Source organism: Legionella sp. 16cNR16C (assembly GCF_021297775.1).
Classification (GTDB): Bacteria; Pseudomonadota; Gammaproteobacteria; order Legionellales; family Legionellaceae; genus Legionella_C; species Legionella_C quinlivanii_A.
In genome coordinates this window covers 816,748-829,971 of record NZ_JAJTMX010000001.1, presented here as the reverse complement: position 1 = coordinate 829,971, position 13,224 = coordinate 816,748, and the positions used below count along the sequence as shown (strand labels likewise).

Genomic DNA, 13,224 nt, shown 5'->3' with positions numbered 1-13,224 from the left:
ATTATTTAGTTGGCATGGGAGTGATAACTACTTGCTTAATGGCACGGTTAAATGGTTTTGGCAATTCAGCTCCACTCAAAGCAGGTAAAACAATCTCATCGTCACTTTGGTGGAAACTTTCCTGCTGACGTAATGAATCAAGCTGATATTCTCTCAGATCATTGTATTTGCCACCAGTTACCGAAAATGAGTCTCTTGGGTTTCTTAAAATTATAGGACGAATAAATACCATTAACACCCGTTTTTCACGATTACGGATATTATGTTGAAAAAGCCTTCCCACACCGGGAATATCCCCAATAATAGGTAGTTTATTATCATCATTTGCCAGACTATCCTGGGTTAGTCCTCCCAATACCACGATATCGCCGCTTTCAACATGGACTGCAGTCACAATACTGCTGATTTTGAAAGTTGGATTATCAGTATTTAAAGTGGTTGATGGATCCAGCGTATCATTGCCCTGATCAATCTGTAACTGAATGCCCTGGCCGCGGGTGATCTGGGGACGAACGTATAAATGCAAGGCGACATTGACCCTGTCAAAGGTAACATAGGGGCTTGCTGTGGTGGTACCGCCGGCATTGTTCGGATAAGTGGTTGACGCGACAGAAACCTGTTTACCCACCAGAATTTTTGCCTGGCGATTGTCGAGAACCACAACGGAAGGCGTGGATAAAATATTGGCCTTCCTTGCCCGAGCCAGCGCATAAATCTGTGCCTGGAAATCATCGATACTGGTCTTACTATTGATAATGGCGAATCCAGGAGAAAAACTGGCGGGATTGCCTGTCTGACGATCAGTACCCCATTCTATGCCAAGGCTATTGATGTCGCTTTCATCCACTTCTGCAACCAATGCCTCAATCAGCAACTGAGCGGGTTTGATATCCAGTTGATTGATTACTGCCTTTAAAGTCCGAATCAGACTGACAGGGGCGTTGAGAATAATTGAGTTAGTGTTTGGTTCTGCAATAATCTGAACGGTTGGCTTTGTGCTGCCTTCATTTTGCGTGGTACTTCCAGTGGTGTTTGGCGTCGCTGCCGGATTCCCAGATTGGCCCCCCTGGCCGAAGGGATTATTACCGCTGCTGCTATTACTGGAGGAACTGGATGAGCTGTTATTGGAAACAAGGCTGGAAGCGGGGTTTGTGCTGTCAAGCTCAGGGCGTGTGATTGTACCAATTGTTGTGCCGACATTCCCGCTGAAATTGGCCTGGGCAATACCTGCCAATATAGGAACCAGATCTTCAGCTCGTAAATAATTCAGATAAATTACCTGGGTGTTACTGTTAGTACCATTAGGATGTTGTCTGTCTAACCGGGAAATTAAAAGACGAAGCCGAATCCGCTCTGTTTTATTGCCGCTGATCAAAATCGCATTGCTTCGATCATCTGCTGCAAGCATCGTTTGCGAATGTACTGTTGAACCGGGCTGAGTTTTCATCAGATCTTTTAAGGTGGCCACCACGTCCATAGCCAGCGCAAAATGCAAGGGAACGATATCTATTCCATTACTAGTCGAACTATCAACTTGCTTAATAATCGAGGCCAGTTTACGGATATTGCTTGCGCGGCCTGAAAGAATCAGCATGTTGGAAGGCGCATAGGCGGAAACACTGCTCCATTGCGGCATCAGCGGGCGCAATACAGGGACCAGTTGTTCGGAGGGAACATACTTCACCGGGATTACTTCAACCAGCATATCGTCGCCGCGAGGCGGCGATTTCAAATCGTATTCATAGTCGGGAGAAATTGTTTTGGCGTCAATATTGGGTACAATTTTGATTACATCGCCAGAAGGAATAGCGGCATAACCAGAAACCTGCAACATGGAAAGAAAGACCTGATAGAGCTCCTTATCAGACATGGGTGTGCTGGCGACAATCGATATTTTACCCTGGACCCGCGGATCGATGATAAAGTTTTTGCCGGTTACGCGTGAGACTTCAGCAATCACCGCTCGAATATCGGCACCTCGCAGGTTCCACAATTTTTTTGTGGAATCAGCAGAAGGGGCAGTGCCTGAATTAGTTGTTTTAGAATTTGAGGCAATTGGAGTGCTGACTGATTTGGGGGTGTCGTTGCCTAATAATTTCTGGAGTTCTTTAGCCTGTTCGAGATTTTTAATCGGCCCCATTTTGACGACAAACAGTTTTCTGTTTGTCTCATAATCAATGGTTAATGGCTGCTTAAAAAGGGCAGACAATTTAAGCTTAAGCTGTAAGGCACTGCTTTCTTTGGGAAAAGCGCCAGCTTCCAGCACATAAGCTTTCTCACCATCGATAGTTATTGTTTTAAGACCAACCTCTGCAGAAAAAGCAGTGAATGTTAGAAACAATAAAGAAATTACTAACGCACCTGTTCGCATTCAACAACCATTAAATCCATGTTGCCCACATCATAGCGAAAAAAGAACGGCGACAATAGACTTTTTGTGAATTAAATACCTTTAAAACAGGTGCTTTCAGGAGCTTAAGTTATAATAAGCTGCATGTGGAAGATCCTTCCAGATGCTCGCGTGCCTCTTCGTTGGGAAGTAATTGATTTAACTCGTCTTCAATCCGATGCCAGAGCTGATTTGACTGCTCTTTAAGATCCAAAGAAATGATGCTGTCAATTTGTTTATTCTCAGGAACGTTGTCGTTGTCTCGCTGGGTAACCAGAATTATTTTCTTTCCTTTGCATAGTTTATTCACTTCATCAACGGCCTTTTGGGTTTCCTCGTCCTTATCCGAAAAAATAACGACAGAGCCAGAGCGTTGCAGCGCATTGACAGTATATTCTTTTCTGTATGTGGTCATCGTTGTTCCTTTAAAGAGCCTGTCAATATGATCATTAAGTACACTGGCAATGATCTTTACATCATGGCGCTTAAAACGATTGACGTCATCGTAACCCCACATGGTTGGTGGTTTATTTAAGCTAAGGTCTTTGCTGGAGGCTATTTCAAAATTGGGTGCGGATGGGCAAAAAATCATTGCTATTTCATGCATAGTTGTTTACCTGTTGATAAATAATGAGCGTGTATGATAACTACTGCTCTATCAAATTAATACAATCTTCATGAAGAGAAGTTCTAATGTAACTCCCCAGGTACGTCATCCTGAGCATAGCGAAGGATCTCAAACTGCTTAGAACTGAGCCAGATTCAGGAGATTCTTCACTGCGTTCAGGTTGAGACGATTTGATTGAATTAAATCAAATTTATCCACAACCTTGGGAGTTACGTTTTAATTTGAATTTAACAGAATGGTTTGTCAATGTTAAGGATGATGTGTCGTAACGAGTAATATGGTGGCTATGGGTGGACTCGAACCACCGACCTCAGCATTATGAGTGCCGCGCTCTAACCGGCTGAGCTACATAGCCACGAAGGTCGCCATTTTGTCTCGGATTGGTGATCCTGTCAAGTGGTAAAATTACTTTTTTCTGATTGCATCCGATGAATTATTCAAACGCTGCAATTCAAAAATTGGTTATAGCCAACACTACTTCTACGAATGTGCATTATAATTATACACATGTAGTCCCCGTGGATATTAACGTGGTTACCCCTTTAACAGATGTTTTTAAGCCTGTAGAAGCTAAACCAAAAAAGATAGATCATGTACGAGTAGTCAATAATGATCCCTTTATCGTCAAGGGAAACAGGCTTAACGAACTACTTGACAGACCCGATTGTAAGCGGTCTAAATTAGAGTGAGTCAATCAGCAGGAGTATAAAGTTGTCCGATTTCTATTGAGAACTACTGGGGAACTGGTATTTGCAGCCGAAGGTGCGCCGCGCCAGCACATCCCTGCGCATTATCAAATGGCTGATAAAAACCCAAGAGAAGCGCTTTGTGTTTCTGCTGGAAATGCATTCTTTGATGAAAATAATAAATTAGTTGCAATTGATCATAAAAGCGGGGATTTCAGACCAACATTTGACTCATTAAAGTTTGCCTTAGGCGCCATGTTAAACGCAAATGTTTCAATGGATGAAGAAATAGTCTTAAGGCAACTGGATTATGCCGGCGCATTAGAAAAAAATTATTCTATTAAGACTGAGAAACTTGCTCCATTAGCTGAGTTATTAATTCCTCTACCAGAAAGCTATGACGCAAATGACCTTTACCGCTATAAATTAGAGGGTTGTGGCATGCCGGGTAAAGCGCTTTTACAGCAAATTGAGCGTCTGGAGGCGGGCACAAAAAGTTTTAATCCATATTGGATGAATAGCTCTGAAAAATTAAATGCTATCATTTCTGAAATTAACAAGTTACCCCCGGATATAAATGAAGACAAATTAAGGGTTATTGTGAACGACCCGCAATCGGCATTGTATAAAGCCATTAATAAGCAACGTATCTTGCCTGTTACTTTCCTGGGTAAATTAGGATGGAATAATAGTAAATCCTTACAAGCTGTTCAGAAAGAAGAAATACAGCAGCCTACAGAAAAACAATCAATTAATCCTGAGACAACTCGTCAATACAGAAGTGCAGTCACGCAAATGAAAAATAGTCAACAAAATGACGTAGTACAGACAGAAGTTTCAGTTAGTAATGTCAGGTTGAGTTAACGCCAAAACATTCAGATTAAAGCCTGCCTCGGACAAGCCGAGGCAGGTATGGGAGCTTTAGTTAAATAATCAGAATGTACAATGCCCCTGGGCCACGTAAAACTTGTACCAGAAGTTGTTGTTTTTTCTGCATGGCAATGTTTTGCAGGGCTTTAACATTAGGCGTCGGTTGCTTATTTGCACTAATGATAATATCTCCTGGGCGTAATCCTGCTCTCCATCCGGCACTGTTCTCAGAGGCGCCAGTCACCTGAACGCCCACTACATTGCCATGAAGGGGAGAATCCTGCTCATAATTGCGAATCGCCAGTCCATAAAGGAATGGGTTATTGGCCTGTAATTTTTGCTCATGTTTTTTGATGTCTGTGACGACAGCGGTAAGCGTAATATCTTTTCCGTCGCGGCGTACAGTCATTTTGGCTTCACTACCTACTCGCAGCAGGCTGATTGTAGTTTTAACCTGAGTGGCCTGTGTAATTTTAGTATTATTGATTTGGGTAATCACATCACCAGGCTTAAGACCGGCTTTTTCAGCTGGAGAGTCTTCATTGACCTGCGCAACCAATGCACCCTGAAAATCTTCAGAGTATCCCATTGCCTGTGCCAGTTCGGGAGTCAGATGCTGTACGAATATTCCCATCAGACCACGATGAATAGAACCGAACTGCATGATTTGCTGAACAACGTCTTTAGCCATATTGACCGGAATGGCAAAGCCTATTCCCACGTTACCACCATATGGAGACAGAATGGCTGTGTTAATACCAATGAGCTCACCCTTCGCATTAACCAGTGCGCCGCCTGAGTTACCTGGATTGATGGCAGCATCTGTCTGAATGAAGTTTTCGATGCCTTCAATATTCAGATCACTGCGTTTCATGGCGCTAACGATACCAAAGGTTGCGGTCTGACTGTTTCCAAAACTGTTTAATCCGAATGGATTTCCAATCGCAACGACAAAATCACCAACTTCTACTTTGTCAGAATCACCAATAGGCAAGGTTTTCAGATTTTTAGCATCAATCTTCAACACGGCAAGATCAGTATCCGCATCGCCGCCAATTAGTTTGGCCTTAAGACGTCTGCCGTCGTTCAAGGTGACCGTAATAAGATTGGCATTACGAATCACATGGTCGTTGGTAATAATAATTCCGTGTTCAGGATCAACGATGACGCCTGAACCAATGCTTTGAAATTTTTTAGGCTTGGGAGGAGTGCCTTGCTGGCTTTCCTGATTGTTATCTTCATCTTCTTCATCTTCAGTTGGGCCTGCCGGTGGAAGAATGCCCTGAACAGCGACATTCACAATGGCTGGCATCGCATTTTTAAGAACGGGAGCCAGACTCGGCATCGGAGCTTCCTGTTCTGCTGCCAGGGCGGAGGAGGAGAGAAGAGCCAGTAAAATACCGCTCCCCAATAAACGCAAATGACGAAACATAATTTTTTTCCTGTTATTAAAACCTGTTACTAAATAAACCACACAAGAGTAGCCATTCTACCTGTTTGTGCTGCACGGCGGTAGGAATAAAATTCATTTTTTTGCTCAAATGTACAGACATTGGACTGAGCGATCTGAGCAACATGGTGATGAGCAAGGATTTTTTCAGCGATTGCAGACAGATTCGCCCGCCATTTGGAATCATCAGCCAAAAAGCAATCATGAACAAATGGGTATTGTGTGAGAAAGCAATCATATACTTCCGGGCCGGTCTGATAGCAGGATTGACAAATCGCAGGTCCGACCCAGGCAATGAGATCCTGAGGCTTGCTGGTCATTTTAGCCAGGGTGTTTTCAATAATACCATTGGCCAATCCGCGCCAGCCTGCATGAATAGCCGCCACTTCATCGCCCTGGGTGTTTGAGAGTATGATGGGTAAACAATCGGCAGTCATAATCGCCAATACGCGCTGATTGGAGCGCGTGATAGCGGCATCAGCCTGACGGTTATTATCCTGCTCTACAATAACGCAATCCGTACTGTGTGTCTGTTCAAGCCATTCAGGGTCTGCAGGCAGTTTGAGCGAGTCCACCAGAGAGGCACGGTTGGCCTGCACATGCTCCGGATTATCTCCGACATGTTGTCCCAGATTGTTTTTATCAAAGGGATGCTGACTGAAACCTTGTAAACGAGTAGTTGTCACTGCTCTGACATTCGCTGCTGCGTTCCAATTGGCCTGCAAATAAGTCATTTATTTTCCTTGTATTGATCCAGTGCACTCAGCAAAGTAGCGAAATCTTCAGGTAATGGGGCGCTGAAACTCACCATCTCATCAGAATGCGGATGTTCAAAACTTAAAGTGTAAGCATGGAGTGCCTGCCGTTTGAATTGCTGCAACAATTTAATCAGGCTTTCATCGGCCTCGGCGGGTACGCGGGTTCGCCCTCCATACAACTGATCACCAAACACCGGATGCTTGATATGAGCCATATGTACGCGGATCTGATGCGTTCTTCCAGTTAATAACTGCACTTCAAGCAGGGTAAAGTATTGGTATTGTTTTTTGATTGAGTAATGGGTAACTGCCTCTCTCCCTTGCGCACAAACTGCCATTTTCAGCCTGTTTGATGGATGCCGGCCAAAACAGGTGGCTATTTCGCCTCCGGAAATTAAATGCCCCTGAACCAGAGTCAGATAATGGCGATGAATTTCCCGTTCCTGCATTTGTCTTGTCAATTGAGTATGGACAGTCAGTGTTTTGGCGATAACCAGTAAACCGGTGGTGTCCTTGTCAAGGCGGTGTATTAAACCCGCACGTGGTAATGCGGATAATTGCGGGAGATGATGCAAAAGGGCATTCACCAGGGTGTGCTCCCAATTTCCTGCCCCGGGGTGAACAACAAGACCTGCGGGCTTATTTATTACCAGCAGATAGTCATCTTCATAAACAATATCGAGTGGAATGTCTTCGGCCTCGGCAATTCCTGTTTTATTTTCTGTTAACTGGTCAAGATTCAGTTGTATGAGACTTCCATGATTTACTTTGTCTTTAGGTTTAAGAGTTCGACTATCAACAGTAATTTTTCCCTGTTTTAACCATTGGCTGAGCTGGGAGCGAGAATAATCAGGGAGCATTCTGGCGAGAACCACATCAATGCGTTCCCCGTGGAGTTCACGGGGAATCATTAATTTTTTTGTATCAACGTCAATCATTAAGTGCCAGTTCCTCATCTTTAATTAAACGGCCACGCAGAGAGTTTGGTAAGGATTCAGTAATGCTGACTGATCTAAACTGACCAATTAATGATGCAGGGCCATCAAAGTTGACCACGCGATTGCATTCGGTTCGTCCAGCGAGTTGCTCTTTATTTTTCTTGGAAGCTCCTGTGATCAATATTCTCTGAGTGCTTCCCACCATCGCTTTACTATAATTTGAGGCATTAGTCAGCAGGCGATTCTGTAATATCTGCAAACGCTGCTTTTTAACCTCCATCGGTGTTTCATCAGGTAAATTGGCAGCAGGTGTACCTGGCCTGGCGCTGTATATAAAGCTAAACGAAGTATCGAAGCCGATTTCATGAACCAAATCCATTGTATCCTGGAAGTCTTTATCGGTTTCTCCGGGAAATCCAACGATTATGTCAGTGGATAAACGAATATCAGGTCTGACTTTACGTAATTTTCGGATTCTTGATTTAAACTCAAGTGCGGTATATCCGCGCTTCATCATACTTAAAATGCGATCAGAGCCGCTCTGTACGGGTAGATGCAGATGGTTGGCAAGTTCCGGAACTTCGGCATAGGCATTGATTAAATTATCTGAAAATGCCAGTGGATGCGAGGTGGTAAAGCGGATGCGTCCGATTCCATCAATAGCGGCCAGATAATGAATCAAAAGAGCCAGATCAGCTATCTCCCCGGAATTCATCTTACCACGGTAATCATTAACATTCTGACCCAGAAGGTTGATTTCCCTCACTCCCTGAGCCGCTAATTGATAGCATTCAACTAATACGTCATCAAAGGGCCGGCTGATTTCTTCACCACGGGTGTAGGGAACAACACAATAGCTGCAATATTTACTGCATCCTTCCATAATCGATACAAATGCGACAGGTCCTTCTGCTCGTGGAGCTGGTAAATGGTCAAATTTTTCGATTTCAGGAAAACTGATGTCAACCACTGGTTTTTTTGATTTAAGACGCTCTTCAATCAGATCGGGCAGGCGATGAAGTGTTTGCGGACCAAATACAAGATCCACGAAAGGTGCCCGTTTGATAATATCGGCTCCTTCCTGGCTGGCCACACAACCGCCTACACCAATAATCACATCGGGATTTTGTGCTTTAAATTCCCGCCACTGGCCTAACTGGGAGAACACTTTTTCCTGCGCTTTTTCACGGATTGAGCAAGTATTTAATAAAATAACATCTGCTTCTTCCACCTGCTCGGTTTTGTGTAAACCATGCGATTGCAATAAGACTTCTGCCATTTTTGAGGAATCATACTCGTTCATCTGGCAGCCATTGGTTTTAATATATAATTTTTTAGACATAGCTTCTTCAACTTCTCATTCAATAGATTTCAAAAGTGCATTATTGAACATTATTACAATAAGTCTCTTTTATCCTGGGCAATATAAGCAGGGAAACCAGTATGCCAATTGGCAAAATGGCCAAAGCAATGTGGTAGGCTTCCAAGGGATAGACGCGAACTTTATCAATGATTTCGCCTTGCCACAACCAATCCAGTATAAAACCGATTAAAGGTTGGGCAATGGCGATCCCTACCATATTCATCATATTCATAAAACTCAGACTGGTAGCGACATAGCGGCGGCTGCAGATTTCTTTGGCAACCGCAAAAGCGGGTAGAAAACCTGAGGAGAATACTCCGAATAAAAACAAAAGGAATTGAGTAACCAGTTTGGACTCAATGGGGGCATATAAAAATAACAAGGAAGTAATCAGCGCCCCGATGCTACCGATGTAGAGTGAAGGTTTTCTTCTGCCGATTCGGTTGGAAAAAATTCCCCATAAAGGACTTGCGATAGCCCAGCCTACGAAAACCAGTGAGATAAGATTGGCGGCAACTGCTTTGCTGATACCCATTTTGAACATAAGATAGGGAACGCCCCATAATCCGCAAAATACCGGGGTTGCCATATACATAAGGCCGCCATAAAGGGCGACAAGCCAGAGTTGTTTGTTTTTGATAATAGCGAGCAAACTGGAAACTAAAGGTTCTTCATCAGCATGATGCTCGTGGTGGATGGCGCCATCTGAAGGAGCATCCTTTGCGATTAGCAGTATTAAAATGGCCAGTACAATACCAATACAGCCCAGAATCGTCATACTGTGGCGCCAGCCCGCATAGTCAATAAATATAGCAAGAGGTGTTTCACCCCCAATGGCACCTAACATTCCAATGGTTACCATCATCCCGGTCAGAAGAGCGAAACGATTTGCTGGAAACCAGTTGGCGGCAAGCTTCATCGCGCCCACCGCAGCAAATGCTGAGCCAAAGCCAATCATCAGGCGCGCGAAACAGGCAGCAAAGAAATTTTCAGTCATCCCGAAACCAATTGTACTTAATGCGCAAATCAGTGTGGCTATCGTTAGCAATCGCTGCGGACCGAAGTAATCCATCAGAACGCCGCCGGGTAATTGCATGATGGCATAGGAATAAAAATAAATACCGGACATAATGCCGAGTGTCTGACTGGTAACCGCGAAGTCACGCATAAGCTCATTACTCATTACGCCAGGTGAGACCTGCAAAACCCATTCATAAAAGTAGAAAAGACAACCCAGTCCCCATACTATCCAGGGTTTAAAAAAAGAAAAGCGACTCTTTACAGTAGCAGGTAAATGCTCGTTGCCGTATACCATTAAGTGTTATGCTCCCTGAAATAGTTAGACAAACGATATTTCCCAAGAATATTACAACAGGTTATTTTAACCCAAATTGTTGCTGACTGTTAAGAGAAAATTAAAATCTTATCAGCTTGGACAGGAATTGTCTATTACGGACTTGTCCTGGCAGAGGCGATACATGCGATGCACTGGAAAATTATAAATTATCAATTGAGCCTGTGCTGATTTAGGCGCTATAATAAGTTGTTCTCTTGCCTTGTTTCTTTAACAAGCCTGTTCCCACATCCCCTGGAGAAGCGAATGGTTGAGCTCTTATCGAGAATACAATTCGGATTTAGCATTGGTTTTCATATTTTGTTCCCTACCTTAAATCTGGGGCTAGCCGTATTTCTGGTTATTATGGAATCTGCATGGCTTAAAACTGGAAACCCGCTTTATCTGAGAATTTGTAAGTTCTGGACCAAAATTTTTGCCTTGACCTTTGGCATGGGCGTTGTTTCCGGGATTGTACTTGCCTATCAGATAGGGACTAACTTTGGGCCCTTCATCGCTCAATTTGGCAACGTTCTAGGCGCTCTATTTGCTTATGAAACCCTGACTGCTTTCTTTCTGGAGGCAGGATTTCTTGGCGTTATGCTATTTGGCTGGAATCGGGTTTCGCCAGGCTTTCATTTTATCGCCACCTTGCTGGTTACTGTGGGTACAACAATTTCTGCGTTCTGGATTATGTCCGCAAACTCATGGATGCAGACGCCGACTGGTTATGAGCTTATCGCTGGGAAATATGTGGTTTCCAGTTGGCTGGAAGTGGTATTTAATCCTTCTTTTTTACCGCGTATGTTACACATGCTTCTTGCATCCTATGCGACTACCTGTTTCGTGGTCGCTGCGGTAGCAAGTTATCATTTAATCAAAGGGATTCATTACCAGGTCGCCACTACCTGTCTTTCTTTTGCTATGTGGGCAGCCTTAATCGTTGTTCCAGTACAGATTTTTGTTGGCGATGTCGTCGGTCTGGTTGTACACGAGCATCAGCCATTAAAAACCGCTGCAATGGAGGGCGTTTGGGAGACACAAAAAGCTGCCCCGCTTGTATTATTCGCCTGGCCGTCGCAGCAAGAGCAGAAAAATTATTATTCGGTGGAAATTCCAGGATTGGCCAGTCTCATTAATACTCACCATTGGGATGGTGAAATGCTGGGGCTTAAATCGGTTCCACCTGCAGATCAACCGCGTGTTGCACCGGTATTCTTTTCTTTCCGTGTGATGGTGGGGATAGGGCTGCTAATGCTATTGACTGCTCTGGCTGCCCTTTATTTGCGTTTCAGAGGTAAACTTTACCATGCTTCCTGGTTCCATCGATGGTGTCTGATGATTTCTCCCTTAGGTTTCGTCGCCAGCATTAGCGGATGGTTAACAGCAGAAATCGGCCGTCAGCCCTGGGTTGTATATAATCTCCTAAGGACTCAGAACGCTGTTTCCGCAATTGGTACGGAGGAAGTTGCCATATCATTTAGTTTACTTGTGCTTGTCTATGGCATCGTCTTTGGTTTTTATCTGACTTACCTATTCAAAACCATACGACTCGGGCCCCATGCGCTTAATGCAGACAAGTCCGAGCATCATTCCTTCCAGTATATGACCGACAAACCAGGAGAGGACGAATAATGCTGGCTTTTCTCTTTGCGGTAATTTTAGGTTTTATCATTATAATGTACGTCATTTTAGATGGCTTTGATCTGGGAATAGGTATTTTATTCCCCTTTACCCAAAGCGAAGCAGAGCGCGATAAAATGATGAATTCTGTGGCACCGGTCTGGGATGGAAACGAGACCTGGCTGGTTTTTGGAGGCGCGGTGCTTTATGGTGCTTTTCCCATAGCATATGGTCTCTTATTACCCATTTTATATATGCCTTTAATGCTGATGTTATTGGCATTGATATTCCGCGGAGTGAGTTTTGAATTCAGGTTTAAAGCGGAACGTTCAAAGCCGCTATGGAACTGGTTGTTTACAATCAGCTCGATTTCCGCCGCTTTTTTTCAGGGAGTCATTTTAGGTAGTTTTGTGCGCGGTTTCCCAATTAATGAAGCAGCGATGACCATCAGCGAAACGGATTGGCTTACTCCCTTTAGCTTATTAACAGGAATTGCCTTGATTTGTGGTTATGGGCTTCTGGGTGCTACCTGGCTAATCATTAAAAGCGAAGGGCATCTGCAGCGAAAAATGATTCATTTTGCCAGAGGCTTTCTGATAATGGTTAGCTTCTTTCTTGTTATTGTCAGTATATGGACACCTTTACATAGCAGTGAAATATTTGAGCGTTGGTATAGTTTTCCCAATTTTATTCTGCTGTTGCCTTTGCCCGGGATCACAGCACTTATGATCTGGATGACATGGCGAAGCCTTAATCTTAAGCAGGAATGGCGGCCGTTTATCTGTAGTGTGATAATTTTTTTATGTGCCTACACGGGAATCGGCATTAGCGTATTTCCTTACCTGATCCCGCATCAGGTTACTATATGGGAAGCGGCGGCACCGACTTCAACCCTGCTCTTTATTCTGGTAGGTGTAGTGATTATGTTACCCATTCTGATAGCATACACTGCATACGCCTATCATGTATTTCGAGGGAAATCGACACAGGAAGGCTATCATTGACTGTCTCGTATGAAGGCTTGCGTTCATTAGCGATTAATTGTCTAATTATTCATAACATTAACGCTAAACTGTGATATTCTTAGTTCGCGCAGTATTTATACACGGTTAAGCAGTGGTGCCTTATTCGGAAATCGCTTAATAATCGATATTCATTTCTATATGGTTAGCATGTTCGAGGCTTG

At 43.8% G+C, this 13,224-nt stretch carries 10 protein-coding genes and 1 tRNA gene; 3 read left to right on the top strand and 8 right to left on the bottom strand.

All coding sequences use genetic code 11. From position 1 onward, the window contains the following. Position 1: 1 nt before the first annotated feature. From lspD to LXA66_RS03690, 3 genes are all read right to left on the bottom strand, one after another. Positions 2-2,371: a GspD family T2SS secretin variant LspD gene (gene lspD, locus LXA66_RS03700; RefSeq protein WP_233011970.1), complete on the bottom strand. Its 2,370-nt coding sequence runs from the start codon at positions 2,369-2,371 to the stop codon at positions 2-4. A gap of 109 nt (positions 2,372-2,480) precedes the next feature. Next, a complete protein-coding gene (locus tag LXA66_RS03695; protein ID WP_233011969.1) occupies positions 2,481-2,996 on the bottom strand; it encodes a hypothetical protein in 516 nt (171 codons plus the stop codon). 299 nt (positions 2,997-3,295) lie between these two features. Next, positions 3,296-3,372, bottom strand: a tRNA-Met gene (locus LXA66_RS03690). Between the two features lie 442 nt (positions 3,373-3,814). Here LXA66_RS03690 and LXA66_RS03685 point away from each other — a divergent pair. Continuing rightward, a complete protein-coding gene (locus tag LXA66_RS03685; RefSeq protein ID WP_233011968.1) occupies positions 3,815-4,567 on the top strand; it encodes a hypothetical protein in 753 nt (250 codons plus the stop codon). 61 nt (positions 4,568-4,628) lie between these two features. Here the strand turns inward: LXA66_RS03685 and LXA66_RS03680 are convergent, their stop codons facing one another. From LXA66_RS03680 to LXA66_RS03660, 5 genes are all read right to left on the bottom strand, one after another. Further along, positions 4,629-5,918, bottom strand: coding sequence for a Do family serine endopeptidase (locus tag LXA66_RS03680; RefSeq protein WP_370637159.1), 1,290 nt, complete (start codon positions 5,916-5,918; stop codon positions 4,629-4,631). 116 nt (positions 5,919-6,034) lie between these two features. Further along, positions 6,035-6,757 (bottom strand): peptidoglycan editing factor PgeF, encoded by a 723-nt coding sequence (gene pgeF / locus LXA66_RS03675; RefSeq protein WP_233011966.1) that lies wholly within the window; start codon positions 6,755-6,757, stop codon positions 6,035-6,037. Next, entirely contained in the window at positions 6,754-7,719 is a 966-nt protein-coding gene (rluD, locus tag LXA66_RS03670; protein ID WP_233011965.1) for a 23S rRNA pseudouridine(1911/1915/1917) synthase RluD, read from the bottom strand. Before rluD ends, pgeF begins: the two co-directional genes overlap by 4 nt. Continuing rightward, entirely contained in the window at positions 7,712-9,061 is a 1,350-nt protein-coding gene (miaB, locus tag LXA66_RS03665; RefSeq protein WP_233011964.1) for a tRNA (N6-isopentenyl adenosine(37)-C2)-methylthiotransferase MiaB, read from the bottom strand. The genes rluD and miaB overlap by 8 nt, the downstream gene beginning before the upstream one ends. Positions 9,062-9,101: 40 nt before the next feature. Next, on the bottom strand, positions 9,102-10,397 hold the full coding sequence (locus LXA66_RS03660; protein WP_233011963.1) for an MFS transporter: 1,296 nt from the start codon (positions 10,395-10,397) through the stop codon (positions 9,102-9,104). Positions 10,398-10,682: 285 nt separating this feature from the next. Between LXA66_RS03660 and LXA66_RS03655 the strand changes: the two genes are divergently transcribed. Further along, positions 10,683-12,050, top strand: a complete 1,368-nt coding sequence (locus LXA66_RS03655) for a cytochrome ubiquinol oxidase subunit I (RefSeq protein ID WP_233011962.1) — start codon at positions 10,683-10,685, stop codon at positions 12,048-12,050. Further along, positions 12,050-13,042, top strand: a complete 993-nt coding sequence (gene cydB / locus LXA66_RS03650) for a cytochrome d ubiquinol oxidase subunit II (RefSeq protein WP_233011961.1) — start codon at positions 12,050-12,052, stop codon at positions 13,040-13,042. Before LXA66_RS03655 ends, cydB begins: the two co-directional genes overlap by 1 nt. Positions 13,043-13,224 lie beyond the last annotated feature (182 nt).